Below are 25,417 nucleotides of genomic sequence, written 5' to 3'. Positions count from 1 at the left end.
GGCCTTCAGTCGTCCGAGCTGCTGGTCAGGCTCTTGAGCTGCGTCGTCAGCCAGCTGGACTGGCTCTGGAGCTTGCTCAGCACCGTCTCGAGGGCGGTGTACTGCTTGGTGAGCGAGGTCTGCTTCATGGCGAGCCGCTCGTCCCAGGCCGCGATCTCGTCGTTGTAGCGGTCGATCTGCGAGTTCTCGCTCTTGATCGTCAGCGTCAGCGCACCCGTGCTCGAGTCGCTCTGCGACTTGGCGATGCTCCCGACCCGAGAGGTGAAGCCGTTCGCGCCGATGAAGGCGTCCTGAACGCCCTTCGGATCGGTCTGGTAGGCCGTCTGGAACTTCGACTGGTCGAAGGTCAGGTGTCCTTCGGTGTTGAGGTCGAGGCCCATCTTCGCCAGCGTCGCGCCGCCACCCGGGAAGATCGTGTTGAGCAGCTGGTCGGAGATCGCCCGCAGGGTCGTGTCCCCGGGCAGCACGCCGCCGCCGGAGGGCGCCTGTCCAGCGACGATGACGCCGTACGACGTGGTGTCGGCGATCTGGTCGATGACGCCGTTGATCTGACTGACGAACGCGCTCAGCGCGCCGGCTCGGCTGGAGCCGTCGTCGGCGACGGCCAGCGTGATCGGGCCGGCGCCCTTCGCCGCGGCGGTGAGGGTGACGTCGACCCCGGGCATCAGGGCGGTGAAGGTGTTGCTGCGCTGCGGCGCCAGGTGGACACCGCCCACGGTGATGTCGGCGTCGGTGCCGGCGGCGCGGCCGCCGGCGATCGTCGTGTCGGGACCGCCCATGAGGGCGCCGGCCGGCTGGATGCCGTCGGGGGACGGCTCGGTGATGTCCAGGTTGCCCTGTCCGGTGGCGACCTGGCTGACCACCAGGCGGTACTGGCCGTTGCCCGTGCTGACCGCGGTGGCGTTCAGGAGCGGGGTGCCGTTGGCGTCCTTCAGCCCGTTGAGCGAGCTGATCACGGTCGAGAGCTTGCCGTCGGCCAGCGCGACGGAGGCGGTGGTGCCGTCCGAGAGCTTCACGTCCAGGCTGGTCGCCGACGTGACGGTGTCGGAGAGGCCGGCCGCGGTCGTGTAGGTGTTGCTGGCCGCGGTCGCGACGTCGTTGACCGTCATGGAGACGCTGGCCTGGCTGGCGGAGCTCGACGCGGAGATCTTGACCGCGGTGCTCGACGAGGTGGCGGTGAGCTTGGTCCAGGTCGACCCGGTGGCGAAGCTGTCGGCGCTCTTCTGGAGCGCGACGAGCGCGGTGTTGAGGCCCTGCAGGGCGCCGACCGTCGTCTGCTCGCTGGCGAGCGTCGTCTTGAGCCGGTCCTGGGGCGCCTTCTCGATGGCCATGAGCTGGCTGATGATGCTGGCCGAGTCCAGCCCGCTGCCCAGGCCGGTGAAGGTGATTGCACTCGCCATCGCTTGCTCCTCGGAGTTGCTCTAGAGAACGGACGACGGGTGCTGCCGGGATCGCCGGCAGCACCCGTCGGGGTGTTGCTGCTGCGCCTGGGCGCAGCCTCAGGCTCAGCCGAGGAGCTTGAGGATGCCCTGCGAGGACTGGTTCGCCTGCGCGAGCATCGAGATGCCGGCGTTCTGCAGCACCTGCGTGCGGGTGAAGTTGCTCATCTCCTGGGCCATGTCGGTGTCCTGGATCGAGCTGTTCGAGGCCTGCAGGTTCTGCTGCGTGACCGTCAGGTTGTTGATGTGGTGCTGGAACTGGTTCTGCGTCGCACCGAGGGTGGCGCGGGCGGTCGACACGTTCTGGATGGCGGTGTCGATCTTGCCGATGGCCGCCTCGGCGTTGACCTGGCTGGTCAGGTCGACCGAGCCACCGAGGAGGTCGGTGGCCTTGAAGCCGCCGCCGGTGCCGGCCGCGGCGGTGACGCCGGTACCGGCACCACCCGTCGCGGTGAAGGCGGTGGCGATGCCGTCCTTGGCGGTGATCGCCAGGGCGCCGTTCTTGTCGACGCTCGCGGAGTAGTTCGCCTTGAACGCGGCGTCGTTGTTCAGCTTGTCAGCCGCGGCGGCGGCGGTGTCGGCGTTGCTGATCGTGGCGGTGGTCGTGGTCACGACTCCGCCGTGGGTCAGCACGACGGCGGCGGCGGTGCCCGCGAAGCTGCCGGCGGCGAAGACGCCGGAGGCGGCCTTGGCGCCCTGGCTGATGTTGACGTCCAGGGTGTCGTTGGCGGCGTAGCCGACCTGGAACTTCTTGCTGGTGAAGTTGCCGTCCAGCAGCTTGATGTTGTTGAAGGTGGTGTTGTCCGCGATCTTGTCGAGCTCGGTGCTGAGCGCGTTGACCTCGGTCTGGATGTCGTTGCGCGATGCGGTGTCGTTCGAGTCGTTGGCGGACTGGACGGCGAGGGTACGCATGCGCTGCAGGATCGAGTGCGTCTCGGAGAGGGCGCCGTCAGCGGTCTGGACGACGTTGATGCCGTCCTGAGCGTTGCGGACGGCCTGGCCGATGCCGTTGATCTGCGAGGTCAGGCCCTGCGAGATGGCCAGACCGGCGGCGTCGTCCGCGGCGCGGTTGATCCGCAGACCCGAGGAGAGACGCTCGTTGGAGGTCGACTGCGACTGCTGCGTCTTGTTGAGGTTGTTGTACGCGGTCAGGGCGTCGACGTTGGTGTTGATGCGGAGGCTCATGAGAGGTTCCTTCCTGAATAAGCCTGGGTGTGTTCGAGGAGTCCGTCCGTGGTCTCCTGCCGGTGGGTTGTTCGGCCCCGGCGGGACCGGTCTGAGCCGGAATCGCGAGAATTTTCAGAAGAAGTCGGACGTGCCGGCCCGGTCGCCCCGAAATGGCCCTCGGCCCGCTGCGAGCGCAGCGGGCCGAGGAGCGGGACGAACGTGGAGCGTCAGCCAGCGACGTCGAGTCGGCGCGGGGCCGGGGCGACCGGCGCGGCGACCTGACGGGAGAGCTGGGCGGTGACCTGCGGCGAGCGACGGGCGCCCTCGGCGTGGCGCGCGGCGACGGCGGCGAAGTAGGCCTCGCGTCGGCGGCTCGCGCAGCCGCCGGGCTTGCCGGACTGCTTGACGAGCGAGGGTTCGAGGGCGTTGTTGAGGGCGTCGCGCAGCAGCACGAGCGCCTCGGCGCGCATCTGGGAGATGCGGGAGTCGGTGACCCCGAGGTCTGCGGCGATGTCGGCCATCGGACGCTCGGCGAAGAAGTAGTCCTGCACGACGACGCGCAGCCGCTCGGGCAGCTCGGCGATCGCCTCGACCAGGTAGGCGAGCTTCTCCTGGTGCTCGACCAGCTGCTCCGGGCTGGGCGCTTGGGTCGGCAGCAGCTCGTCGAGGGACGACGTGGTCGCCCCCTGCAGGGAGAGGACCTGGGCCCGGCTGACGTCGTCGTCGTTGGCGACGACCTCGTCGGGGGAGAGGCCCATCGCGCTGGCGACCTCGGCCACGGAGGGCGTGCGGCCCAGCGACGACGCGAGCCGCGACCGGGTGTCGTCGAGATCGCGGGCCCGGCGGCGGACCGAGCGGGAGGCCCAGTCGACACTGCGCAGCTCGTCGACGATCGCCCCGCGGATCCGCGTGGCGGCGTACCGCTCGAACGGCACGCCCCGCTCGGCGTCGAAGGCCTGGGCGGCCTGGACCAGCGCGGTCAGGCCGGCGGACGTCAGGTCGTCGCGGTTGACGTGCGACGGGACCCGGCCCATCGTCTCGCGGACGATGTGTCCGACCAGCGGCATGTTGCTGGTGATCAGGTGGTCGACGCCGAGGCCGTCGTGGGTAGCAGTCACGTGGAGAACTGTTGCAAGCCTGTTGACCAAAACGAGGCGAAATCCACGGACTTCCCTCGTTCGCACCATGAAATGGGGCCCCTGGTCCTAGTCAGACCACCTCCCGCACCACCCGGACGGACTACTTGATGACTAGACGTGGCCATTCCGGTGCGAAATCAACCCGATGGCAACAAGGCCTCAGTTTTCGTCCGGACCGGGCGATCTGTCCTCTGAGACCCGACGGGAGGGTCCCAGAATCGAAAGGTCCGGACATGGAGAAGCTGTCGCTCATCCTGTGGCGCGAGCGTGAGCTGCTCGAGCTGCTCGCCTACAAGCTCGAGGTCGAGAAGCTTGTGCTGGCCGGCGGCCAGAGCGGATGGCTGAGCCGCGCCAACCGCGAGGTCGAGGACGTCCTGGTGACGCTCCGCGAGACCGAGGTGCTGCGCGCGATGGCCACCGACGAGGCGGCCCACGAGGTCGGCCTCGACACCAACCCGGGCCTGTCGATGCTCGCCGAGGCGGCCGAGGAGCCGTGGCGCACCATCCTGCTCGACCACCGTGAGGCATTCCTGGTGATCACCCGCCAGATCGCTGACCTCTCCGACGCCACCAAGGGCCTGATCACGACCGGCTACCGCTCCGCCCAGGAGACGCTGCTCGCCATCAGCGGCACCACCGAGGGCTACACCCCCGACGGCGCGGCGGTTGCGGCTACGCCGACCCGCCACCTGATCGATCGGAGCCTGTGACGATGGTCGGCACCTTCGGTGGCCTCAACACCGCGCTGAGCGCCCTGCGCTACCAGCAGGTCGCGCTCGACGTCTCCAACAACAACATCGCCAACGTCAACACCGAGGGCTACGTCCGCCGCAGGGCCGAGTCCGGCGCCGTCGCGGCGCCCGACCAGCCGGCGATGTGGTCGCAGTATGTCGGCCACGGCGACGGCGTCGCCGTGCAGTCGGTCTCCCGCCTGGTCGACCCGCTGCTCGACGCCCGCTCCCGCCGCGAGAACGGCTCGCTGTCCTACCTGTCGACCCAGCAGACGATCCTCAACCGGGTCGAGACGGGCGTCAACGAGCCAGGCCCCAACGGGCTCTCCGCTGCGCTCCTCGATCTCCGCTCGGCGTTCCAGAACCTCGTCTCCGACCCCGGCGGCGCGGCCGCGCGCCAGGTGGTCCTCGAGAAGGCGGGCGCCGTCGCGAGCGCTTTCAAGACGCAGTCGGACAACGTCACCACCGAGATGGCCGACCAGCAGATGCACGCGGCGACCGCCGTCCAGCAGGTCAACGACACCGCCACCGAGCTGGCGCGCCTCAACAAGACCATCAGGATCGCCCAGGTCAACAAGACCGACGTCGGCTCGCTGTCGGACCAGCGCGACCTGCTCGCGCTCAACCTCGCCAAGCTCACGGGCGCCGAAGTGAAGGTGCAGCCCGACGGGCAGTACGACGTCGCGGTCAACGGCGTCGCACTGGTCACCGGCGACACCGCCCGGCAGCTGACCGCGAGCGGCACCCCGACGGCGCTTGCGATCGCCGGTGATCCCGTGCCGGCCGGCGTCAGCGGCGAGCTCGGTGGCGTCCTGGACGCGCTGAACGACACCCTGCCGGCGTACCAGAAGTCCCTCGACGACATCGCCACGACTTTCATGGACCAGATGAACGCGCAGCACCGCGCGGGCAAGGACCTCAACGGCGTCGCCGGAGGCGACCTGTTCACACTCGACCCGGCGGACCCGGCCGGGTCCCTGTCCGTCGCGTTCACCGATGGCAAGCTGCTCGCCGCCTCTTCCGGCGGAGCGAAGGACGGTGGCAACGCCGACGCCCTGAGCACGGCCACCACCGTCGGGTCCGACTACGCCGCCCTCGTGACGAGCTTCGGTGGCACGGTCGCCAGCATCAACCGACAGACGACCACCCAGCAGGCGCTCACCGGTCAGGTCGACGACGAGCGCGAGCAGATGGCAGGCGTCAGCCTGGACGAGGAGACGGTGAACATGGTCGCGGCCCAGCACGCCTACGAGGCGGCCAGCAAGGTGATGACGGTCCTGGACTCGCTCCTCGACACGCTCATCAACCGCACGGGGGTGACCCACTGATGGCGATCACTCGCGTGACCCAGCGGATGCTCTCCCAGCGGTCGCTGACCTCCGTGCAGAGCGGCCTCAACCGGATGGCCAAGGTCCAGGAGCAGCTCCAGACCGGCAAGAGGATCAATCGGCCGTCGGACTCGCCCGCGGACACGGGCACCGCCCTGCGGGTGCGCAGCTCGCTCGCGGACCAGCACCAGTACATCCGCAACGCCGCCGACGGTGTCGCCTGGCTCGGCACCGTGGACAGCACGCTGAGCGGCATCGTCACCCAGGTGACGAGGGCGCACACGCTCGGTCTCCAGGGCGGCAACACCGGTTCGCTGTCACAGGCCGCGCTCGACGCGCTGGCGACCGAGGTCGACCAGATCCGGGAGAGCGTGCTGCAGCAGGCCAACACCCAGTACCTCGGCCGTCCCGTCTTCGGCGGGACGACGGACGGGTCGCTCGCCTTCAAGGAGGACGGCACCTATGCCGGCGACGGCGGATCCGTGATGCGACGCGTGGGCGCCGACGTCACCGTCCGGGTCGACGCCGACGGGATCGAGACCTTCGGGGCGGACGGGGACAACGTCTTCAGCCACCTGGCCGACCTCTCCAAGTCGCTGCGCCTTGGCGACTCGGCCGGTATCCAGGACGGCATCGCCAACCTGGCCGACGACCTCACCAACCTCAGCGGGGCCGAGGCGAGTGAGGGTGCGCGCTACAACCGCATCACCCACGCCAGTGACCTGGCCAATCAGTCCGTGCTCCAGCTGACGACCTCGCTCACCGATGTCGAGGACGTCGACCTGGCAGCGGCGACCGTCGACCTGCAGACGCAGGAGGTCGCCTACCAGGCCGCGCTGGCGGCGACCGGCAAGACCATCCAGCCCAGTCTCTTGGACTTCCTGCGATGATCGCCACCATGACCAGGCCGTCCGGACCGTCGGCGCACACGCCGTCGGTGCCCGTCATCGAACTCGTCCGACCGATGCCGGGCTTCCCGGCCGCCCAACGGTTCGCCCTGCAGCCGCTGGACGAGTCGGGCGTGCTCAGCGCCCTGCGGTCCCTCGACCACGCCGACCTGCGGTTCCTCGTGGTGCCTCCGGGCGACTTCCACCCGACGTACGCGCCCGAGATCGACGACGAGGCGGCCGCCGAGCTCGGCCTGGATACCGCCGACGACGCGCTCGTGCTGCTCGTCGTGCACGCCGGCCGCGACCTGGCGTCGACCACGGTCAACCTGCGCGCGCCGATCGTGGTCAACATGGTGACCAGCCGCGCCGCCCAGGTGATCCTGGACGACCCGTCGCTGCCGGTGGCCGCCCCGCTGCTCGGCTAGGGCGCGCACGATAGCGTGGACCCATGCTGGTCCTGAGCCGTCGCGTCGGCGAGAGCATCGTCGTGGGTGACGACGTCACGATCACGGTCCTCGAGGTCCGTGGCGACGTCGTCCGCATCGGCATCGACGCGCCCCGCTCGGTCGCCGTGCACCGCGCCGAGCTGCTCGTCGAGCTGGCCGCCAGCAACCAGGAGTCGGCCTCGCCCAGCGGCGACGCCGTCGCGTCGCTGTCCGAGGAGCTCACGAAGGTCCTCCGCCCGCGCCCCTGACCCGCCGAGTCCCGTGCACTTCGTGCCGACTCGGCCTTCCAGGGACGCGAACTTCTGCCGACTCGGCCGCCGGACCGGCTCAGGAGCCGTGGCCCAGCGCCGATAGACCAGGCGAGGAGGCCGTATACATGGACGACGACGCCGAGATCATCGCCGAGTTCCTCGTGGAGAGCCACGAGAACCTGGACCAGCTGGACCGTGACCTGGTGGAGCTGGAGCAGCACCCCGGATCACGGGAGCTGCTGTCGAGCATCTTCCGCACGATCCACACCATCAAGGGGACCAGTGGGTTCCTAGCGCTCGGCCGGCTGGAGCGGCTCACGCATGTCGGCGAGACGCTGCTGTCGCAGCTGCGCGACGGCCAGCGGACGATGACCGAGCCGCTCACCGGCGCCCTGCTGCGGATGGTCGACACCGTCCGCGCGCTGCTCGACGTGATCGAGCGGACCGGCCGGGACGACGACCCGTCGGTCGACGTGGATCCCGTCATCGCGGCGATCGAGGCGCTGCTGGCCGGCCACGTGGCCGAGGCCCCCGTCGCGGCAGTGACCCAGCCCGTCAACGGTGCTGTCAGCGGTGCTGTCAACGGCACGGTCAACGGCTCGGCGAACGGGGCCGTGAACGGGGTGGCGCAGGCCGTCGCCCTGCTCGAGCGCCCCGACGCGCCTGACGTGACGGGCCCGACGGACACCGATGTCTCCGTGCCGGCCAGCCGCGAGGAGCGTACGCCGGCCGAGCCGGTCGTCCCGCCCGTCGCCGAGGAGCCCGCCGAGCCGGTCCACCTTCCGGAGCCGGTCCAGCCCGTCGAGCCCATCGAGCCGGCCCACCCGGCCGACGAGGACCCGGTCGAGCGCCGGACGATCGTCGACGCCAGCGTGCGCGTCGACGTCGACCTGCTCGACCAGCTCGTCGACCTGGTCGGTGAGCTCGTGCTGACCCGCAACCAGCTGCTGCAGCGCACCGCACTGGCCGAGGACGTCGAGCTGACCCGCGCGAGCCAGCGGCTCGACCTGGTCGCCAGCGAGCTGCAGGAGTCGGTCATGAAGACCCGCATGCAGCCCATCGGCCAGGTCTGGGCCAAGATGCCGCGGATGGTCCGCGACCTGTCCCACCAGCTCGGTCGCGAGGTCGACCTGGTGATGGAAGGCCACGAGACCGAGCTCGACCGGAGCCTCCTGGAGGCGCTCAAGGGCCCGCTCACCCACCTGGTCCGCAACTCCATGGACCATGGCATCGAGCGGCCCGACGACCGGGCCGCCGCCGGCAAGCCTCGCTCGGGCCGGCTGCACCTGCGCGCCTTCCACGAGTCCGGCCAGGTCGTCGTCGAGATCACCGACGACGGCAAGGGCATCGACGCCGACACGATCGCCTCCGTCGCGATCGCCCGCGGAGTGGTCTCGCGCGAGCAGATCGCCCGGATGGACTCGCGCGAGATCGTCAACCTGATCTTCCGGCCGGGGTTCTCCACGGCCAGCGAGGTCACGAACGTCTCCGGGCGTGGCGTCGGCATGGACGTCGTGCGCACCAACATCGAGCGCATCGGCGGCTCGGTCGACCTGCAGACCGAGGCCGGTCGCGGGACGACCGTCCGCGTGCGGATCCCGCTGACGCTCGCGATCATCCCGGCGCTCGTCGTCGGCGAGGGTATGGAGCGCTACGCGATCCCGCAGGCCAACCTGGTCGAGCTCGTCCGGCTCGAGGTCGGGGACCCCAACCTCGAGCGCCTCGACGGCGCACCGGTGCTCCGCCTGCGCGGCCGGCTGCTGCCGCTCGTCTCCCTCGGGGAGGCGCTCGCTCCGGAGGGCCAGAACGCGGCGGCCCGCCGCGGCGACCTCGGTGCGCTCACCGTCGTCGTGCTCCAGGCCGACGACGTACGGTTCGGCCTCTGCGTCTCCGAGGTGCACGACACCCAGGAGATCGTGGTCAAGCCGATCGGCCGCCAGCTCAAGAGCCTGGCGATGTACGCCGGCGCCACGATCATGGGCGACGGCCGGGTCGCTCTCATCCTCGACGTCACGGGCCTGGCCCGTGAGCAGGGCATCGACCCCACGGTGGCCGACACGGCCGAGCTGCGCTCGACCGAGGACGACCGCCGGGCACTGCTCGTGCTCGAGCTCGCCGGCGGACGCCGGGCCGCGCTGCCGCTTGCCGCGGTCGCGCGTCTGGAGGAGTTCGGCCGCGATCGCGTCGAGCGGTCCGGGAGCGCCGAGGTGGTGCAATACCGCGGCGGCCTGCTGCCGCTGGTCCGGCTCGCCCCGGCGATCGGGCTGCCCGACACGTCCGACGGTCAGGACACCATGTCGGTCGTCGTGCACGAGATCGGCGACCGCGCGGTCGGGATCGTCATCGACCGCGTCCTCGACGTCGTCGAGACCGCCGTGTCGTCCTCGCCCGTCGGCAACCGTCCCGGCGTGACCGGCACCGCCGTCGTCCAGGACCGGGTGACCGACCTGGTCGACCTCGACTCGGTGGTCGCGTGGGCCGGAGTGTCCGCGTGATCCCCATGAACGCGACCGCCGTGTGCGGAAGGAGTGAAGCATGAAGGCGCTGACCGACGTGGCTCAGTACTGCACGTTCTGGATCGACGGGCTCTTCTTCGGCGTCGACGTCGACGACGTCCAGGAGGTGCTCCGGCACCAGCCGATGACCCCGGTCCCGCGTGCGAGCGAGGGCGTCAAGGGCCTGATCAACCTGCGGGGGCAGATCGTCACCGCCGTCGACCTGCGCTTCCGGCTCGGCCTCCCGCCGCGCACGGGGGAGCGGTTGCCGATGAACGTGATCGTGCGCAGTCGCGGCGAGGTCATCAGCCTCCTCGTCGACGACATCGGCGACGTCGTCGACACCGACGGGCTCAGCTTCGAGCCGATCCCGTCCAACCTGCCGGCCAAGGTCCAGGACGTCGTCCACGCCGTCCGGCCGCTCGCCGACAGCCTGCTCCTGGTCCTCGACTCCGACCGCGCCGTCGAGGTCCTGGCCGCCTGACCGCCAGGTGCAGCTCAGGGTTCGTCCTTCTGGCAGTCCGCTCCGACGGACGTCCAGCGGGGCGAACCCTGAGTCACCTGTGCTGCCGCCCCCGGACACGACTGATCCCGGGCCCTGCCTGGAACGAGGGCGGGACCCGGGATCCGGTGTCTCTAGATCGCGGCCTCGGTGACGGGGACGACCGGGCGCGAGCGGGGGATGCTGACCGGCGCGGCCGCCTGGCCCTCGCCCCGCAGCTTGAGCGCGAGGACGGCCGCCTGGGTGCGGTGACGTACGCCGAGCCGGGCGAGCAGCCCCGTGACGTGGTTCTTGACCGTCTTCTCGGCGAGGTAGAGGCGCTCGGCGATCTGGCGGTTGGTGAGTCCCTCGGCGATGAGGAAGAGGATCTTGCTCTGCTGCGGGGTCAGGTCGGTGAGCAGGTCGACCGAGCGGCGGTGGAACTGCACCTGCTCGACGACCCGGGTGGCGACCACGGGGTCGATGAGGCTGTGGCCGCTGGCGACGAGACGGACGCCGCTGACCAGCGAGCTGCCCTCGATCTGCTTGAGGACGTAGCCGGCCGCACCGGCCAGGATGGCCGCCGAGATGGCGCTGTCGTCGTCGTACGTCGTCAGGATGAGGCCCTTGATGGAGGGGTCCACCGCCCGCACGTCGCGGCACACGTCGATGCCGGACCCGTCCGGCAGGTTGGCGTCGAGGACGCACACGTCGGGGCGGACGGCGAGGATGGCCTCGGTCGCGCCGGCGGCGGTGGCCGCCTCGCCGACGATCTCGATGTCGCCCTCCGACTCGAGCAGATCCCTCACACCCCGTCGGACGATCTCATGGTCGTCGACGAGGAACACGCGGATATGACCACCCATGGGGGAGATTCTCCCGATCCGGACAGCGTCTCCGCAGGTGAATGGGCACACCGGTCCCAGGATCGCCCGAACGCCGCATCGGGTAGCCCGAACGGGCCAGGTGCGGCTACTTGACGCCGCTGCGACGGGTCGCCGTCGCCGGGACCGGCGCTGGAGCTGCCGCGACGGTCCCGCGGAGCTGGCCGAGCAGGTCGACGAGGTCCGTCCTCGTGATCCGTCCCCCGGTCGGCGCGAAGGTCCCGCGCATCCGCTCGAGCGCCTGATCGTCGGTCAGGCCCCTCCGGATCGCGACCCGGTAGACGGTGTCACCCGCCGTGAAGTCCAGGTCGGCCACGTGCGCAGAGAAGTAGCCACGCACGCGGTCGTGCAGGAGGACCTGCTCGCCGGGCTCCAGTCCTCGCGGAAGGTCAGCGGCGACGTGGGAGACGAGCAGGGAGCGGCGACGCAGGCTGAAGTCGCCCAGCTCCACCTCGATGCTCTGCATGTCCCCTCCTCCGCGTCCGCGATGCGACCGTTCGACCCCGCCTCACCAACGAGGACGACCGGGCGAGGTGACGCGCATCGGCAAACTCGGGACGTAGGTCCCGACCCGAGCCTACTGGTGGGTAGGAAACCGCCCGGAGTCATGGCAAGGTGGCCCGGTGACCACGGACCGCGAGCACCCCAGCCCCGACCGAGACCTCGACGGGGATCTGGACCGGGATCTCGACCGGGATCTCGACATCGTCCTCCTCGGTGCCACCGGCTTCACCGGTGCGCTGACCGCCGCCTACCTCGCCGAGCACGCCCCCGAGGGGCTGCGCTGGGGGCTGGCCGGCCGCAACCAGGAGCGGCTGGAGCAGGTGCGGGCAGGGCTCGGGCCGGCGTACGCCGACCTGCCGCTGCTCCACGCCGACGTCTCCGACCCCGCGTCGCTCGCGGCGGTGGCCGCGCGCACCCGCGTCGTCGCCACGACCGTCGGCCCCTACCTCCAGCACGGCGAGGCGGTGGTGCGCGCGTGCGCCGACGCCGGGACCGACTACGTCGACCTGACCGGTGAGCCGGAGTTCGTCGACCGGATGTTCGTCGCCCACCACGCGACCGCCGAGCGGACGGGAGCCCGGCTCGTGCACGCGGCCGGGTTCGACTCCGTCCCGCACGACCTGGGCGTCCTGCACCTGGTCCGCGAGCTCGAGAGGAGCGGCCCGGTCACCGAGCCGCTCACCGTGCGCGGCGTGGTGCGCAGCAACGCGGCAGCCTCGGGCGGGACGCTGCACTCCGCGCTCGGCCAGTTCGCCCGCGCCCGCCCGATGGCCGAGGCGGCCAAGGCCCGCCGGCGCGCCGAGCAGCGGCCGGGCGATCGTTCGTCGCGGTCGGTCCAGGGCCGGCCGGGGCGCGACGCCGAGCTGGGCTACTGGCTGGTGCCCCTGCCGACCATCGACCCCGTGATCATCGCCCGTAGCGGCCGGGCCCTGCCGGCGTACGGCCCCGAGTTCCGCTACTCGCACTTCGCCGGGACCAAGACGCTGCGCTACGCGGTCGGGGGCGCCGCGGTCGTCGGCGCGATCGCCGCAGCGGCCCAACTGCGACCCCTGCGCGAGGCGATCGGGCGCCGGCTGCCCCAGGGCGACGGGCCTTCCGAGCGGCGCAGGGAGAAGTCGTACTTCACCGTCGACCTCGTCGGCGAGACGGGCGGCCGCCGGATCCACACCCGCGTGTCCGGTGGCGACCCCGGCTACACCGAGACCTCGAAGATGCTCGCCGAGACGGCCCTCTCCCTCGCCCTCGACGACAACCCGCCGACCGCGGGGCAGGTGACCACGGCCCAGGCCGTGGGCGACCGGCTGCTCGAGCGACTTCAGCGGGCGGGGATTCGCTTCGAGCGGATCTCCTGAGCCGGACGCGCGTCACTCAGGCGCGTCGCTCAGGTCCGGGGCGGCCCGGCCGAAGGGAGCATCGGTGACCGGCTCGGTCACGTTTCTGGCCCCATCGTCCCCCGAGGTCCTCCATGACTGCCGTGAGCATTCCGCCCCGTGCCGCAACGCTGCCGGACGTACGACGTCTCGGCGTCGCCCGTCGCTTCGTCGCCTGGTTCGCCGACCGCGGCATCCAGACCAAGCTGCTGACCACGGTCGCGGTCCTGGGCGCGGTCGCGATCACGTGCACCATCTACGCCGCATCGAGCCTGCACCACGCGAGCGACGAGATCACCACGCTCGCCGACACCCAGGGCGCGGTCGCCACCCCGCTCGCCGAGATCCACGCCAACGAGATCAAGGCGCGGATGCAGGTGGCGATGCTCGCCACGCAGACGACCGATGAGGCCCGGGGCAAGTGGAGGGCCGACATCGCCTCCAACGACGCCGACGTCGAGAAGGGGATCGCCCAGGTCGACGCCATGCTGAAGCCGTACCCCTGGTGGGGCACGTTCAAGAAGGCGTGGGCCGACTTCAAGCAGGTGCGTGACAACGACCTCTCGGCCGCCATGAACCTCAACGACGACAAGGCCTTCACGGCGGCGTACGACGCCAAGATGGCCCCCGTTGTCAGCGCGATGGCCGACTCGATGGACGCGGCCGACGCGACCGGCATCGAGTTCTTCGAGACCAGTGCCAAGGCCGCCGTGGACGACGCGGACGGCCGCGTGGTGCGCCAGTTCGCCATCCTCGTCGTCGGCCTGCTGCTCGCGATCGCCCTCAGCCTGGTGATCTCCCGCGCCATCCAGCGCCGGATCCGCTCGGTGCAGGGCGCCCTGGAGGCGATGGCCGAGCGTGACCTGACCCAGCCCGTGGGCGTGACCACAAAGGACGAGATCGGCCAGATGGCTGCCGCGCTGGAGCGCGCCCAGACCAACTTCCGCGAGGTCATGGCCGGTGTCGTCGGCAGTGCCGACGCGGTGGCCGCCTCCGCCGAGGAGCTCTCCGCGTCCTCCGTGCAGATCGCCGCCGCGGCCGAGGAGACCAGCGTCCAGGCCGGCGTCGTCGCCGACGCCTCCGAGCGTGTCTCCGGCAACGTGCAGACGGTCGCCGCCGGCTCCGAGCAGATGGACGCCTCCATCCGCGAGATCGCCCGCAACGCCACCGAGGCCGCCCGCGTCGCCTCGACCGCCGTCTCGGCCGCCCAGGTCACCAACGACAGCGTCCGCCGGCTCGGCACCTCCTCTGAGGAGATCGGCAACGTCGTCAAGGCGATCACCTCGATCGCCGCCCAGACCAACCTGCTCGCGCTCAACGCCACCATCGAGGCGGCCCGCGCCGGCGAGATGGGCAAGGGCTTCGCCGTCGTCGCCAACGAGGTCAAGGACCTCGCCCAGGAGACGCAGAAGGCCACCGAGGAGATCATCGGCAAGGTGCACACGATCCAGGCCGACACCAGCGGCGCCATCGACGCCATCGGCCAGATCACCGAGGTCATCGGCACCATCAACGAGTCCCAGCTGACCATCGCGTCGGCTGTCGAGGAGCAGACCGCGACGACGATGGACATGAGCCGCAACGTGGCCCAGGCCGCGACCGGCACCAGCGAGATCGCGCTCAACATCGGTGGCGTCGCGAGTGCCGCCGCGAGCACCACGCAGGCCGTCGCCCAGTCGCGGACCGCGACCGACGAGCTCGCCCGCATGGCCGCCGACCTCCGCCTGCAGGTCGCGTCCTTCGTCTACTGACCGCCGAGTCGGCAGAAGCTCCCCTCTCCGAGCCTCGAGTCGGCAGAAGTTCGCAAGCAACGGCGAGCCTCTGCCGACTCGGCCGTTGTGGGGCGGGAGCTTCTGCCGACTCGGGTGGTGCATGGGCTCGGGTGGCGGGGTACTGGCGCGCCATGAAGATCGGCTACTTCCTGTCCTGCGAGGAGTACGGACCGCACGAGCTCATCGAGCAGGCCGTGCTCGCCGAGCAGGCGGGCTTCGACGCGCTCTGGATCAGCGACCACTTCCACCCCTGGAACGACGAGCAGGGGGAGAGCCCGTTCGTCTGGGGCGTGATCGGCGCGCTGGCGCAGGCCACGAAGCTCCCGGTGACCACCGCGGTGACCTGCCCGACGATGCGGATCAGCCCGGCGATCACCGCGCAGGCCGCCGCCACCGCCGCGGTGCTGCACGAGGGCCGGTTCCGGCTGGGCGTCGGCAGCGGCGAGGCGCTCAACGAGCACATCCACGGCGACCCGTGGCCCTCGGCCGACATCCGGCTGGAGATGCTGGAGGAGGCCGTCGAGGTGATGCGCAAGCTGTGGACCGGCGAGGAGGTCGACCACCGCGGTCGGCACTACACCGTCGAGAACGCCCGCATCTACACGCTGCCGGACGAGATGCCCGAGGTCTACGTCTCCGGGTTCGGCCCCAAGGCGACCGAGCTCGCCGGCCGGATCGGCGACGGCTACGTGACGACCACGCCGGACACCGACCTGCTGGAGCAGTTCCGGAAGGTGTCCGGCGGCAAGCCCGCGATGGCCGGTTTCAAGGCGGCGTACGCCCCGACCGAGGACGAGGGCGTCGACCACGCCCACCGGCTGTGGGCCAACGCCGGTCTGCCCGGTGAGCTCGCCCAGGTGCTGCCGTCGCCGAAGCACTTCGAGCAGGCCTCGACGCTCGTCACCCGCGAGCAGACCCGCGAGGCGATCGTGGGCGGACCGGACGTCGACCGGCACGTGCAGTCGTTCCAGCCGTACGTCGAGGCCGGCTTCGAGGAGATCTACGTCGCCAACATCGGCCCGCACTACCGGGAGATGATCGAGGCGTTCGGCAAGGACGTGCTGCCCGCCGTACGAGCCCGAGGCGCTGGACCGACGGAGGCGTCGTCATGAGCATGTGGCTGCTGCTGCCGATCGCGATCCTCATCGTCGTCCTCTGGGCGGGGTGGTACATCACCGCCTTCGTGATCGACCGACGACGCAGCGCGGACGTCGCCAACGACCGCGAGCGGCTCGACGTGGACCCGCAAGGGCCGACCTCGATCCCTCGTGAGCGGCAGGACCCGGACGGACGCGACGAGCGGGGCCCCGGGGTCTGAGACGGGGTGGCACCTGCGACCTGTGGTGCCCCTAGCAGGAATCGAACCTGCGACGCCCGGTTTAGGAAACCGGCGCTCTATCCTCTGAGCTATAGGGGCGGGACGCAGACATCTTGGCATCGGGCTCGGCCCGGGACGAAACCGCCACCCGTCGCGCGGGTTTTTGGGGATCACCGGCCCTGCCGGTCACAATTGACCCACCCGCGTACATTCTCGATGGACGCGTGAGGTACACGCCCGCGACTGACCCCGAGTGATGGTGACCGATGACCGACGTCGAGCAGCAGCCTGCCCACGTCGGCGACCCCTCGGCCCGCGGCATCGACGACACCGTCGAGCGCCCGGTCGACCCGCGCATCGCCCGGCGCACCGCGTCACGCACGACGCGCGGCGGCCGCCGCCGGGCCCGGGTGCGCCGCCGCCACACCGTCCTCAAGGTCGTGACCAGCACCCTCGTCGTACTCGCGATCGTCACCGCGCTCGGCGTGGCCTATCTCTACCGCGACCTCAACGGCAACCTCACGATCGCCGACTACGGCGACCAGTTCGTCGAGAAGGCGCCGAAGAAGGTGCAGTTCACGGGCCCCAAGGACCCGATCAACATCCTGATCATGGGCGAGGACTCCCGCGACTGCGACGGCTGTGGCGTCGACAACGAGAAGACCGCTGGCCTCTCCGACACCACGATCCTGCTGCACCTCTCGCGCGACCGGAAGCACGCCTACGGCATCAGCATCCCGCGCGACTCGCTGGTCGAGCGGCCCGACTGCAAGGACAAGAGCGGCGAGGTCATCCCGGGCTCGAGCCGGACGATGTGGAACGCCGCGTTCGCCTACGGCGGCCCCGCGTGCACGATCAGCCAGTTCCAGCACGACACCGGCATCCCGATCGACTACTCGGTCGTCGTCAACTTCGGCGGCTTCAAGGGGATGGTGGACGCCGTGGGCGGCGTCGACATCTGCGTCCCCCAGACGTTCCACGACAGCTACACCAACACCACCTTCGAGGCCGGCACCCACAAGGTGAGTGGCGACAAGGCGCTCGCCTACGTCCGCGTGCGGCACGGCATCGGCGACGGCTCCGACATCGGCCGCACCCGACGCCAGCAGGCGTTCATCGCCTCGATGGTGAGCCAGGTGATGTCGGCGAACACGCTCGCCAACCCGCTCAAGGTCGTGAAGTTCCTGCGCGCCGCGACGAAGTCGCTCGAGCTCTCCGAGGTCGGCTCGACCGGGCTGGGCAACCTCAAGGAGATGGCCGGGCTGGCGCTGCAGTTCAAGAACATCGGGCTCGACAAGGTCGAGTTCCTCACGGTGCCGTTCGTCTACGGCACCGGTGACGAGAGCGGCCGGGTCCTGTGGACCTCCGACGCGGACACGATCTGGGACCGGATCAAGAACGACAAGGCGCTCGGCGACGTCCTCACCGCCAACTCGATCCGGGTCGACAACGTCCCCGGTGGCAAGCCCACCTCGGGCGCCACGGACCAGGCGTCGCCGTCCGCGCCGTCCAGCCCTTCCACGCCGTCCACCACCCCGACCGATGGCACGTCCACGTCCGCGTCCCCGACCGGCGGCGACCAGGCGGGCGGTCTCTCCGAGGAGGAGAAGAAGGACCGCGAGTACGTCGGGCTCTGCACGTGACCGACGCGGCCGGATCCGACCCCGGTCGCGGCGAGGGGGCCGAGTCCGACTGGGAGCGGAAGCGTCGGCTGGCGCGGATCTTCGGGGACGTCCTCCCCGAGACCACGGGGGACGAGCGAGACGAGCCGGAGATCGACGATCGAGGATCCGACGCCTGGCTCAGGGCACAGGTGCCTCCGCACCACGGCTCCTGACCGGCGCTCCCCGGCTCGGTGCGGCTAGACGGTCGGGCGCGAGGCGAGCAGGTCGCGGATCTCGGTGAGCAGGGCGACGTCCTCAGGCGTGCCGGGCTCGTCGCTGGTCGGGAAGTAGCGCTCCTTGGCCTTGGTGTAGGGCACCACGATCAGGAAGTAGACGACGGCGGCCAGGATGAGGAACGAGATGAGCGCCGTCAGCCATGCGCCGACGTGGATGCCGCTCGGGGTGTAGTTGGAGAAGTTAGGCGAGTCGCCCACCTTGCCGATGAGGTCCATGATGAGCGCGACCGTCGCGGTGACGACGGTGGCGAAGGCGCCACCCATGATGAAGGCGACTGCGAGCTCGATGAGATTGCCGCGTAGCAAGAAGTTCTTGAAACCGCTCATGTTGATCTCCATGCTCGTCGATTTGAGTGAAGTTCCCTCCTGGTCGCTGGACCTTAGTGAACAAACGCGTAGGTGAGGAAGGACCGCGCCGACGCATCGGTCACTCGTGCGACGGCCGGGTCGGCAACCCCGATGACGATCAGGCGTCCGCTCAGTCCCGCCGACGCGGTGCTCGCGGACTCCTCCTGCGGCGGCACGGCGAGCACGAGTACGCCTGCCGCGACCCGCGTCGCCTCGCCGGACGCGGCCGCCGCATCCCCCGCGGTGGCGACCGCGTAGAGGTCGATCCGGTCGCCCGGCCGCAGCATCGCCGCCATGGCGCCGTCGGGCAGGCGCACCGGCAGCGCCGTGAGGTCGGGATGTGCGGCGGTGAGGGCCGGCCCGACGAGTCGCGCGTCGGTGATCGGCTCGCCGCGTCGCAGCGGTGCGGCGAGCACGGCGCCGGCGGCGTCGGCGAGCGCTCCGTCCGGAACCGCTGCGGGCGGCACGTCGGTCGTGGTCAGGTCGGCGGCCGCGACCGTCGAGCCCGCGGCCAGGTCGTGGGCGGCGACGGTGAGCGCGACCGTCTCAGGACCCGGCGGTGCGACGGCGCGCAGGCCGGCCGCGACCGCGACGGCGGTCAGCAGCCCGGCGAGCAGGCGCCGATGGGCGAGCAGCCGACGGCGTACGCCCGAGAGGACGCGACCGGGGAGTGGGCGAGGCACGTCACGACGCTAGGCCGGATGCGCCGGCCGTGCGTCGCGCTCTCCACAGGAGCCGCTCAGTCGGCGGAGGCGGCCGCGGCCGGGGTGGCGGAACCGCCCGACGAAGCCGACGAGGAGGACGTCGACGGCGAGGACGACTCCGTTGACGAGCCCGATGCGCTCGACGCGCTCGACGCGCTCGACGTGGTGCTGCGGCTGTCGGTCCGGTAGAAGCCGGAGCCCTTGAACACGACGCCGACCGCGTTGTAGAGCTTGCGCAGCTTGCCGCTGCACGCGGGGCAGACCGTCAGGGCGTCCTCGGAGAAGGACTGGAACTGCTCGAAGGCGTGGCCGCACTCGGTGCAGGCGTACTGGTAGGTGGGCACGATCACTCCTGGGTCTCGACGAGCTCGACCGGTCAAGGCCGAACCGACGTCTCGTTTAGCACTCGCCGCCGGCGACTGCCAAGTCTAGCGCGTCCTACGCCGTGGGCCGCAGTCGCGAGATCCCCGACGGCGTGACGGCGCCGGTCACCGGACGGTCGTGCGGCTCGACCGGCACCGGGACCCCGACCTCGGAGTCGTAGAGGAGGACCCAGACGGGTGTGCCGACCGGCACCCGGGCCAGCGCGCGGTCGTAGGACCCGCCCCCGCGGCCGAGCCGCTCACCGGCGGGGGAGACGGCGAGCCCTGGCACGAGCACGAGATCGGCGGTCGCCACGGCGGCCGGGCCGAGCAGGGGCCCGGCGGGCTCGAGCAGCCCGCGCCGGGCGGACACGAGCGAGCCGGTGTGGACCCCCCAGTCGAGGTCGTTGTCGGGCTGCAGCACCGGCAGGATCACCCGCCGCCCGGACTCGAGCAGCTGCTCGAGGAGGAGGCCCGTGCCGGGCTCGGTGCCCATCGAGACGTACGCCGCCACGGTCGCCGCCCTGCGTACCTCCTCCGACGCCAGGAGGTGTCGGGCGATCTCCGCACCCGCCTCACCGACCTCGGCCAGCGACCGCCGACGCCGTCCGGCGAGCAGCTGGTCGCGGGTGGCCACCTTGCTGCCCGTCAGGCCGGAGGGGTCCTCTGATCCCCCAGATGAGGAGAACGATTGCCGATCGGCCACCCGGTCAGCCTACGATCGAACCTATGGGTAGCGCAGGGCTGCAACGGGCGGTCGCGAAGATGCGGGACGCCGGGGTGGACGAGGTCGCAGTCGAGACCTTCGCGCACTACTACCGACTCCTCGAGCACGGTGAGACAGGGATGATCCCGGAGGCGTCGATCGAGCCGGTCGACATGCCCGCTCTCGCCGACGTGCAGGTCGCCGACGAGGACGGGGTCGCTGCACTGCGCCAGACGGCGGTGATCAAGCTCAACGGCGGTCTCGGCACCTCCATGGGCATGGACCGCGCCAAGTCGCTTCTGTGCGTGCGCAAGGGGCTGTCGTTCCTCGACGTCATCGCGCGCCAGGTCCTCCACCTGCGCCAGCAGTACGACGCAACGCTGCCGCTGCTCCTGATGAACTCGTTCCGCACCTCGGCCGACACGCTCGCCGCCCTGGCGCGCTACACCGACCTGCCGGTCGAGGGCCTGCCGCTGGAGTTCCTCCAGAACAAGGAGCCCAAGCTCCTCGTCAAGGACCTCAGCCCCGCGAGCTGGCCCAAGGACCCCGAGCAGGAATGGTGTCCGCCCGGCCACGGCGACCTCTACACGGCGCTGCGCGGCAGCGGCCTGCTCGACCGGCTCCTCGAGCAGGGCTACCGCTACGTCTTCGTCGCCAACTCCGACAACCTCGGCGCGGTGCCCGACCCGAAGGTCGCCGGCTGGTTCGCGACGAGCGGTGCGCCGTTCGCGATCGAGGCCGTGCGTCGGACCCCGAGCGACCGCAAGGGCGGCCACTTCGCCCGCCGGAGGTCCGACGGCCGGATCATCCTGCGCGAGACCGCGCAGACGCTGCCGGCCGACGTCGAGGCGCTGCGCGACCTGAGCCGCCACCGCTACTGCTCGACCAACAACCTCTGGTTCGACCTGCGCGCGATGAAGGAGGCGCTCGACGTCCGCGGCGGCATCCTCGGCCTGCCGCTCATCCGCAACGTCAAGAACGTCGACCCGGCCGACAAGAAGTCGCCCGAAGTCGTCCAGATCGAGACGGCGATGGGCGCGGCGATCGAGATCTTCGAGGGCTCGGCGCTGATCGAGGTCGGCCGCGACCGCTTCGTCCCGGTCAAGACGACCAACGACCTCATGGTGCTGCGCTCCGACGTCTACGACCTGGCCGACGGGTTCGTGCTCGACCAGACGGTCGAGGAGGTCCCCTTCATCGAGCTCGACGACCAGTACTACAAGGTCGTCGCGGACTTCGACCGGCGCTTCCCCGAGGGCATCCCGTCCCTGCGGAAGGCGAGCTCCCTCACGGTCGCCGGCGACTGGACCTTCGGCAAGGGCGTGCAGGTGATCGGCAAGGTCGAGCTCCAGGCGGCTGGTGCGCAGCGCGTCGCCCCGGACTCGGTACTGTCGTCGAGTGCCGAATAGCCTCACCTCCGTCGACGACCTCCGCGACCGCATCCTCGGCGACATCGAGCCGCTGCCGGCCTACCCGCAGCAGCTGATGGACGCCTTCGGGCTGGCCAGCGCCGAGGACGTCCATGCGGACGTCTCCCTGCCCGGCTTCGACAACTCCTCCCACGACGGCTACGCCGTCCGCTTCGAGGACGTCGCCACGGCGACGGAGCAGAGGCCGGTGCACCTGCCGGTGGTCGGCGAGATCGCCGCGGGTCAGGCCGGCCTGCTCGCCCTCTCTCCGGGCACGTCGGCCAAGATCATGACGGGCGCCCCGATGCCGACCGGCGCCGACACCGTGGTGCCCTACGAGTGGACCGACCGCGGGGTGGCCCGCGTCGTGATCACCCGGGCGCCGAGCGACCGGGGCGAGCACGTCCGGCTCCTGGGTGACGACGTCCGGCAGGGCGACCTGGTGCTCAGCGAGGGGGCGATCCTCGGGCCGCGTCAGCTCGGCCTGCTCGCCGCCGTCGGCCGCGCCACGGTCGCGACCCGGCCGCGTCCGCGCGTGGTGATCCTCTCGACGGGCAGCGAGCTGCGCGAACCCGGCCAGCCGCTCGGCCACGACTCGATCTACGACGGCAACTCCTACCTGCTGGCCGCGGCCGTCCGCCGGGCCGGAGCGATCGCCTACCGCGTCGGCATCGTCCCCGACGAGCCGGCGAAGTTCCTCGAGGCGCTGAACGACCAGCTGGTCCGCGCCGACCTGGTGATCACCTCCGGGGGTGTCTCGCAGGGCGACTTCGACGTGGTCAAGGAGGCGCTGCGGCCGGAGGGCGTCTGGTTCGGCGGCGTCGCGATGCAGCCCGGCAAGCCGCAGGGCTACGGCCGCGTCGGCGAGGACCGGATCCCGATCTTCACCCTGCCGGGCAACCCGGTGTCGGCGTACGTCTCCTTCCGGGTGTTCGTCCTGCCGGCCTTGCGCCGTCTGATGGGCATGCGTCCGGAGGTGGCGCCGACGGTCAGCGCGCGTCTCACGCACGCCGTCACGTCGCGGCCGGGGCTGCGCCAGTTCCTGAGGGCGGAGTACGACGGCTCGTCGGTCAGCCCCGTCGGCGGCCCCGGCTCCCACCTCATCGGCGACCTCGCCCAGGCCAACGCCCTGCTCGTCGTCCCCGAGGAGACCACCGGGCTCGAGGCCGGCGCAACCGTCGACGTCCTCCCACTGGACGACTGATGGCCGAGTTCACGCATCTGGACGAGTCCGGCGCCGCCCGCATGGTCGACGTGACCGCGAAGGACGTGACCGCGCGCACCGCGACCGCGACCGGACGGGTGCTCGTCTCGGCCGAGGTGATCGGGCTGCTGCGCGGCGCGGGCGTCCCGAAGGGTGACGCGCTGGCCGTCGCCCGGATCGCCGGGATCATGGGCGCCAAGCGGACCCCGGACCTCATCCCGCTGTGCCACCCGATCGGGATCTCCGGCGTCACCATCGACCTCGCTGTCGCCGACCTGGACGAAGGGGGAGCGGTGGAGATCACCGCCACGGTGCGGACCGCCGACCGCACCGGCGTCGAGATGGAGGCGCTCACCGCCGTCTCGGTCGCCGCGCTCACCGTCATCGACATGGTCAAGGCGGTCGACAAGGGCGCCGTGATCACCGACGTGAGGATCGAGTCCAAGACGGGCGGAAAGTCGGGGGACTGGCACAGATGACCCACCTGCCCGCGGGCGTCGTCGTCGCGTCCAACCGTGCCTCGGCGGGCGTCTACGAGGACACCACCGGCCCGCTGCTCACCGCCTTCCTCGCCGACCTCGGCTTCCTCGTGGGCGAGCCGGCCGTGGTGCCCGACGGCGAGCCGGTCGGCAACGCGATCCGCGGCTTCGTCATCGCCGGCGCGCGGGTCGTGCTCACGACCGGCGGCACCGGCCTGACGCCGACCGACCGGACCCCCGAGGAGACCCGCCAGCTGCTCGACCACGAGGTCCCCGGCATCGCCGAGGCGATCCGAGCCGCGGGCGTCGCGAAGGGCGTCCCGTCGGCGATGCTGTCGCGCGGCCTCGCCGGGCTCGCCGGCCACTGCCTGGTCGTCAACCTGCCCGGCTCGCGCGGTGGGGTGAAGGACGCGATCGACGTGCTGCGCCCCGTCCTGCTGCACGCCGTCGAGCAGTCGGTGGGCAGTGATCACTGACGCGAGACCGGGCTCGTGGCCGGTCACGCTCCGCTCCGGCGACGTCACGGTCCGGCCGCTCTCGGCCCGCGACGCGGTGGAGTGGCGCTCCGCGCGCCAGCGCAGCGCCGCCTGGTTGCGGCCGTGGGACGCCACCGTCCCGCCCGGCGGCGACGGCCGCCCGACCACGTTCCGGGCGCTGGTGCGGCGGCTGCGCCGAGCCGCGCGGCAGGGGACGGCGTACCCCTTCGCGATCGAGGTGGACGGCCACTTCGTCGGCCAGGTGACGGTCTCCAACATCGTGCGCGGGTCGGCCATGTTCGCCTCCGTTGGCTACTGGGTCGACGTCGCGTACGCCGGCCGCGGGATCGTGCCCCAGGCGGTCGCCCTGGTCCTCGACCACTGCTTCGCGACCGGTTTGCACCGCATCGAGGTGGCGATCCGGCCGGAGAACTCCAACTCGCTGCGGGTGGTCGAGAAGCTCGGCATCCCCGAGGTGGGCTACGCCCCGCGCTACCTGCACATCGACGGCGACTGGCGCGACCACCGGCTCTACGGCATCACCGCGGAGGACGTCCCGCCGGGTGGCCTGATCTCCCTGGTGCGCTGAAGCGCAGAAATCACATCAGTCACACCAGCAATTTGCGACACACCACTGGACGTCCGAGCCGCGCTCCGCTATCGCTTCTAACCTCTCGTACGTGGATCCCAGCGCCTTCATCTTCGTCGGCCTCGCTGTTGCGTGGGCTGCCTACCTCATCCCCAAGGCGCTCGAGCACCACGATGCGGGCGCCCGCAGCCGCACGGTCGACAAGTTCTCGCACACGATGCGGGTCCTCGCGCGTCGCGAGCCGGTCGACCGGAGCAGGACGCAGCTGGTGACCGGCCGCAAGCCGTCGACGCCCGCTGCGGCCGCTCCGCCTGCGCCGCCGGCCGCACCGCCGGCCGCACCGCCGGTCGCGCCGCCCGTGGCCGCCGATCCGGAGCAGACCGGCTTCTTCGCGGCCCAGACGTTCGTCCGCCGCTCGGCCACCTCCCACGCCGCCCGCCGGCGCCGCCGCGTCCTCGGCGTCATCCTGGTCCTCACGGCGATGGTCGCCGCGGTCGCCGCCGGCCGGGTCATCAGTGCGTGGTGGATCGTCGCGCCCGTCACGCTGCTTGTGGCGTGGCTCGTCGCCTGCCGGCTGATGGTCCGCAACGAGCGCTCCCAGCGCCCGGCCGCCCGGCCTCCGGTGCGCCGCCCAGTCGCTCCGGTGGCGGCCGACGAGTCCGTCGACCAGCCGAGCCTGTCCGACGAGACGAGCGAGGTGCCCACCGTGCGCGACGACGCCCCCACGGGCTCGATGCAGCGGGTGGCGGCCGCCGAGCCGATCGCCTCGGGCGACGGCTGGGAGCTGGTCCCGGTCACCCTGCCGACGTACGTCTCGAAGCCGAAGGCGCGCCGCGCCATCAGCACCATCGACCTCGACTCGACCGGTGTGTGGACCTCGGGCCACACCGCCGCCGACAGCGCCCTGGCCCAGCAGGCGGACGCCGTCCGCGCTGCCGGCGCATCGTCGGTGGCGCCCTCGGTCGCGCCGGCCCAGCGCCGCGTCAGCGGCGCCTGAAACCACCGCCCGACTCCCACCCGTCACC

At 71.2% G+C, this 25,417-nt stretch carries 28 protein-coding genes and 1 tRNA gene; 19 read left to right on the top strand and 10 right to left on the bottom strand.

Features of this window, described 5'->3' with window-relative positions; translation table 11 throughout:
• Window positions 1-5 precede the first annotated feature (5 nt).
• The 3 genes from fliD to BM236_RS08865 all read right to left on the bottom strand — a co-directional run bounded on the left by fliD (window position 6) and on the right by BM236_RS08865 (window position 3,724).
• A complete protein-coding gene (fliD, locus tag BM236_RS08875) occupies window positions 6-1,400 on the bottom strand; it encodes a flagellar filament capping protein FliD (RefSeq protein ID WP_091122620.1) in 1,395 nt (464 codons plus the stop codon).
• Window positions 1,401-1,505: 105 nt separating this feature from the next.
• The gene (locus BM236_RS19500; protein WP_091122618.1) at window positions 1,506-2,624 is read right to left on the bottom strand and encodes a flagellin N-terminal helical domain-containing protein; all 1,119 of its coding nucleotides are present in this window, start codon (window positions 2,622-2,624) and stop codon (window positions 1,506-1,508) included.
• Between the two features lie 209 nt (window positions 2,625-2,833).
• On the bottom strand, window positions 2,834-3,724 hold the full coding sequence (locus tag BM236_RS08865; protein WP_245750223.1) for a sigma-70 family RNA polymerase sigma factor: 891 nt from the start codon (window positions 3,722-3,724) through the stop codon (window positions 2,834-2,836).
• A 254-nt stretch (window positions 3,725-3,978) separates the two neighbouring features.
• Here BM236_RS08865 and flgN point away from each other — a divergent pair, with 254 nt between their 5' ends.
• The 7 genes from flgN (at window position 3,979) to BM236_RS08830 (ending at window position 10,370) form a co-directional block, all read left to right on the top strand.
• Window positions 3,979-4,455 (top strand): flagellar export chaperone FlgN, encoded by a 477-nt coding sequence (gene flgN, locus BM236_RS08860; protein ID WP_091122613.1) that lies wholly within the window; start codon window positions 3,979-3,981, stop codon window positions 4,453-4,455.
• A gap of 2 nt (window positions 4,456-4,457) precedes the next feature.
• On the top strand, window positions 4,458-5,804 hold the full coding sequence (gene flgK / locus BM236_RS08855; protein WP_091122611.1) for a flagellar hook-associated protein FlgK: 1,347 nt from the start codon (window positions 4,458-4,460) through the stop codon (window positions 5,802-5,804).
• Entirely contained in the window at window positions 5,804-6,694 is an 891-nt protein-coding gene (gene flgL, locus BM236_RS08850; RefSeq protein ID WP_091122609.1) for a flagellar hook-associated protein FlgL, read from the top strand. The genes flgK and flgL overlap by 1 nt, the downstream gene beginning before the upstream one ends.
• Window positions 6,695-6,702: 8 nt before the next feature.
• The gene (gene fliW, locus BM236_RS08845) at window positions 6,703-7,119 is read left to right on the top strand and encodes a flagellar assembly protein FliW (RefSeq protein WP_091122868.1); all 417 of its coding nucleotides are present in this window, start codon (window positions 6,703-6,705) and stop codon (window positions 7,117-7,119) included.
• 23 nt (window positions 7,120-7,142) lie between these two features.
• Window positions 7,143-7,388 (top strand): carbon storage regulator CsrA, encoded by a 246-nt coding sequence (gene csrA, locus BM236_RS19495; RefSeq protein WP_091122607.1) that lies wholly within the window; start codon window positions 7,143-7,145, stop codon window positions 7,386-7,388.
• A gap of 128 nt (window positions 7,389-7,516) precedes the next feature.
• A complete protein-coding gene (locus BM236_RS08835; protein WP_091122605.1) occupies window positions 7,517-9,886 on the top strand; it encodes a chemotaxis protein CheA in 2,370 nt (789 codons plus the stop codon).
• A 40-nt stretch (window positions 9,887-9,926) separates the two neighbouring features.
• Window positions 9,927-10,370, top strand: a complete 444-nt coding sequence (locus tag BM236_RS08830; protein ID WP_091122603.1) for a chemotaxis protein CheW — start codon at window positions 9,927-9,929, stop codon at window positions 10,368-10,370.
• Between the two features lie 152 nt (window positions 10,371-10,522).
• Here the strand turns inward: BM236_RS08830 and BM236_RS08825 are convergent, their stop codons facing one another.
• Both BM236_RS08825 and BM236_RS08820 read right to left on the bottom strand, forming a co-directional pair.
• The gene (locus BM236_RS08825; RefSeq protein ID WP_091122601.1) at window positions 10,523-11,233 is read right to left on the bottom strand and encodes a response regulator; all 711 of its coding nucleotides are present in this window, start codon (window positions 11,231-11,233) and stop codon (window positions 10,523-10,525) included.
• A gap of 106 nt (window positions 11,234-11,339) precedes the next feature.
• Complete coding sequence (locus BM236_RS08820; RefSeq protein ID WP_091122599.1) at window positions 11,340-11,717, bottom strand: hypothetical protein; 378 nt, start codon at window positions 11,715-11,717, stop codon at window positions 11,340-11,342.
• A 157-nt stretch (window positions 11,718-11,874) separates the two neighbouring features.
• On the opposite strand from BM236_RS08820, the gene BM236_RS08815 reads away from it, so the two are divergent.
• The 4 genes from BM236_RS08815 (at window position 11,875) to BM236_RS08800 (ending at window position 16,215) form a co-directional block, all read left to right on the top strand.
• Window positions 11,875-13,107, top strand: a complete 1,233-nt coding sequence (locus tag BM236_RS08815) for a saccharopine dehydrogenase family protein (protein WP_342714163.1) — start codon at window positions 11,875-11,877, stop codon at window positions 13,105-13,107.
• A 122-nt stretch (window positions 13,108-13,229) separates the two neighbouring features.
• Entirely contained in the window at window positions 13,230-14,876 is a 1,647-nt protein-coding gene (locus BM236_RS08810; protein ID WP_217645270.1) for a methyl-accepting chemotaxis protein, read from the top strand.
• A gap of 152 nt (window positions 14,877-15,028) precedes the next feature.
• On the top strand, window positions 15,029-16,009 hold the full coding sequence (locus tag BM236_RS08805) for a TIGR03557 family F420-dependent LLM class oxidoreductase (RefSeq protein WP_091122594.1): 981 nt from the start codon (window positions 15,029-15,031) through the stop codon (window positions 16,007-16,009).
• Complete coding sequence (locus BM236_RS08800; RefSeq protein WP_139230067.1) at window positions 16,006-16,215, top strand: hypothetical protein; 210 nt, start codon at window positions 16,006-16,008, stop codon at window positions 16,213-16,215. Before BM236_RS08805 ends, BM236_RS08800 begins: the two co-directional genes overlap by 4 nt.
• Before the next feature lie 23 nt (window positions 16,216-16,238).
• Here the strand turns inward: BM236_RS08800 and BM236_RS08795 are convergent.
• Window positions 16,239-16,314: transfer RNA gene (locus BM236_RS08795), tRNA-Arg, on the bottom strand.
• Between the two features lie 167 nt (window positions 16,315-16,481).
• On the opposite strand from BM236_RS08795, the gene BM236_RS08790 reads away from it, so the two are divergent.
• Window positions 16,482-17,858 carry an LCP family protein gene (locus tag BM236_RS08790; RefSeq protein ID WP_091122589.1) on the top strand — a complete coding sequence of 459 codons (1,377 nt, stop codon included), beginning with the start codon at window positions 16,482-16,484 and terminating at the stop codon, window positions 17,856-17,858.
• Window positions 17,855-18,052: a lysozyme family protein gene (locus BM236_RS08785; protein WP_091122587.1), complete on the top strand. Its 198-nt coding sequence runs from the start codon at window positions 17,855-17,857 to the stop codon at window positions 18,050-18,052. The genes BM236_RS08790 and BM236_RS08785 overlap by 4 nt, the downstream gene beginning before the upstream one ends.
• A 24-nt stretch (window positions 18,053-18,076) precedes the next feature.
• Here the strand turns inward: BM236_RS08785 and BM236_RS08780 are convergent, their stop codons facing one another.
• The 4 genes from BM236_RS08780 to BM236_RS08765 form a co-directional block, all read right to left on the bottom strand.
• Window positions 18,077-18,442, bottom strand: a complete 366-nt coding sequence (locus tag BM236_RS08780) for an MscL family protein (protein ID WP_091122863.1) — start codon at window positions 18,440-18,442, stop codon at window positions 18,077-18,079.
• A 53-nt stretch (window positions 18,443-18,495) separates the two neighbouring features.
• Complete coding sequence (locus tag BM236_RS08775) at window positions 18,496-19,146, bottom strand: SAF domain-containing protein (RefSeq protein WP_091122584.1); 651 nt, start codon at window positions 19,144-19,146, stop codon at window positions 18,496-18,498.
• 56 nt (window positions 19,147-19,202) lie between these two features.
• Window positions 19,203-19,511 carry an FmdB family zinc ribbon protein gene (locus BM236_RS08770; protein WP_091122862.1) on the bottom strand — a complete coding sequence of 103 codons (309 nt, stop codon included), beginning with the start codon at window positions 19,509-19,511 and terminating at the stop codon, window positions 19,203-19,205.
• A 94-nt stretch (window positions 19,512-19,605) separates the two neighbouring features.
• Window positions 19,606-20,235: a 5-formyltetrahydrofolate cyclo-ligase gene (locus BM236_RS08765; RefSeq protein WP_245750222.1), complete on the bottom strand. Its 630-nt coding sequence runs from the start codon at window positions 20,233-20,235 to the stop codon at window positions 19,606-19,608.
• 23 nt (window positions 20,236-20,258) lie between these two features.
• Between BM236_RS08765 and BM236_RS08760 the strand changes: the two genes are divergently transcribed.
• The 6 genes from BM236_RS08760 (at window position 20,259) to sepX (ending at window position 25,389) form a co-directional block, all read left to right on the top strand.
• Window positions 20,259-21,644, top strand: a complete 1,386-nt coding sequence (locus tag BM236_RS08760) for a UTP--glucose-1-phosphate uridylyltransferase (RefSeq protein WP_091122582.1) — start codon at window positions 20,259-20,261, stop codon at window positions 21,642-21,644.
• Window positions 21,634-22,848, top strand: a complete 1,215-nt coding sequence (gene glp, locus BM236_RS08755; RefSeq protein WP_091122580.1) for a molybdotransferase-like divisome protein Glp — start codon at window positions 21,634-21,636, stop codon at window positions 22,846-22,848. Before BM236_RS08760 ends, glp begins: the two co-directional genes overlap by 11 nt.
• Entirely contained in the window at window positions 22,848-23,327 is a 480-nt protein-coding gene (gene moaC / locus BM236_RS08750) for a cyclic pyranopterin monophosphate synthase MoaC (protein WP_091122578.1), read from the top strand. Before glp ends, moaC begins: the two co-directional genes overlap by 1 nt.
• Window positions 23,324-23,803 (top strand): MogA/MoaB family molybdenum cofactor biosynthesis protein, encoded by a 480-nt coding sequence (locus BM236_RS08745; protein ID WP_091122575.1) that lies wholly within the window; start codon window positions 23,324-23,326, stop codon window positions 23,801-23,803. The genes moaC and BM236_RS08745 overlap by 4 nt, the downstream gene beginning before the upstream one ends.
• On the top strand, window positions 23,796-24,392 hold the full coding sequence (locus tag BM236_RS08740; RefSeq protein WP_091122856.1) for a GNAT family N-acetyltransferase: 597 nt from the start codon (window positions 23,796-23,798) through the stop codon (window positions 24,390-24,392). The genes BM236_RS08745 and BM236_RS08740 overlap by 8 nt, the downstream gene beginning before the upstream one ends.
• 91 nt (window positions 24,393-24,483) lie before the next feature.
• A complete protein-coding gene (sepX, locus tag BM236_RS08735) occupies window positions 24,484-25,389 on the top strand; it encodes a divisome protein SepX/GlpR (protein WP_091122573.1) in 906 nt (301 codons plus the stop codon).
• Window positions 25,390-25,417 lie beyond the last annotated feature (28 nt).

The organism is Nocardioides terrae (assembly GCF_900112345.1).
Classification (GTDB): Bacteria; Actinomycetota; Actinomycetes; order Propionibacteriales; family Nocardioidaceae; genus Nocardioides; species Nocardioides terrae.
Note: the sequence above shows the minus strand (reverse complement) of the source record. Positions and strands in the feature narration are given on the sequence as shown.

Coding starts and splice junctions, on each gene's coding strand:
- fliD (WP_091122620.1), bottom strand. CDS start 1,400: ATGGCGAGTGCAATCACCTTCACCGGCCTGGGCAGCGGGCTGGACTCG.
- BM236_RS19500 (WP_091122618.1), bottom strand. CDS start 2,624: ATGAGCCTCCGCATCAACACCAACGTCGACGCCCTGACCGCGTACAAC.
- flgN (WP_091122613.1), top strand. CDS start 3,979: ATGGAGAAGCTGTCGCTCATCCTGTGGCGCGAGCGTGAGCTGCTCGAG.
- flgK (WP_091122611.1), top strand. CDS start 4,458: ATGGTCGGCACCTTCGGTGGCCTCAACACCGCGCTGAGCGCCCTGCGC.
- flgL (WP_091122609.1), top strand. CDS start 5,804: ATGGCGATCACTCGCGTGACCCAGCGGATGCTCTCCCAGCGGTCGCTG.
- fliW (WP_091122868.1), top strand. CDS start 6,703: ATGACCAGGCCGTCCGGACCGTCGGCGCACACGCCGTCGGTGCCCGTC.
- csrA (WP_091122607.1), top strand. CDS start 7,143: ATGCTGGTCCTGAGCCGTCGCGTCGGCGAGAGCATCGTCGTGGGTGAC.
- BM236_RS08835 (WP_091122605.1), top strand. CDS start 7,517: ATGGACGACGACGCCGAGATCATCGCCGAGTTCCTCGTGGAGAGCCAC.
- BM236_RS08830 (WP_091122603.1), top strand. CDS start 9,927: ATGAAGGCGCTGACCGACGTGGCTCAGTACTGCACGTTCTGGATCGAC.
- BM236_RS08825 (WP_091122601.1), bottom strand. CDS start 11,233: ATGGGTGGTCATATCCGCGTGTTCCTCGTCGACGACCATGAGATCGTC.
- BM236_RS08820 (WP_091122599.1), bottom strand. CDS start 11,717: ATGCAGAGCATCGAGGTGGAGCTGGGCGACTTCAGCCTGCGTCGCCGC.
- BM236_RS08805 (WP_091122594.1), top strand. CDS start 15,029: ATGAAGATCGGCTACTTCCTGTCCTGCGAGGAGTACGGACCGCACGAG.
- BM236_RS08800 (WP_139230067.1), top strand. CDS start 16,006: ATGAGCATGTGGCTGCTGCTGCCGATCGCGATCCTCATCGTCGTCCTC.
- BM236_RS08790 (WP_091122589.1), top strand. CDS start 16,482: ATGACCGACGTCGAGCAGCAGCCTGCCCACGTCGGCGACCCCTCGGCC.
- BM236_RS08780 (WP_091122863.1), bottom strand. CDS start 18,442: ATGAGCGGTTTCAAGAACTTCTTGCTACGCGGCAATCTCATCGAGCTC.
- BM236_RS08760 (WP_091122582.1), top strand. CDS start 20,259: ATGGGTAGCGCAGGGCTGCAACGGGCGGTCGCGAAGATGCGGGACGCC.
- moaC (WP_091122578.1), top strand. CDS start 22,848: ATGGCCGAGTTCACGCATCTGGACGAGTCCGGCGCCGCCCGCATGGTC.
- BM236_RS08745 (WP_091122575.1), top strand. CDS start 23,324: ATGACCCACCTGCCCGCGGGCGTCGTCGTCGCGTCCAACCGTGCCTCG.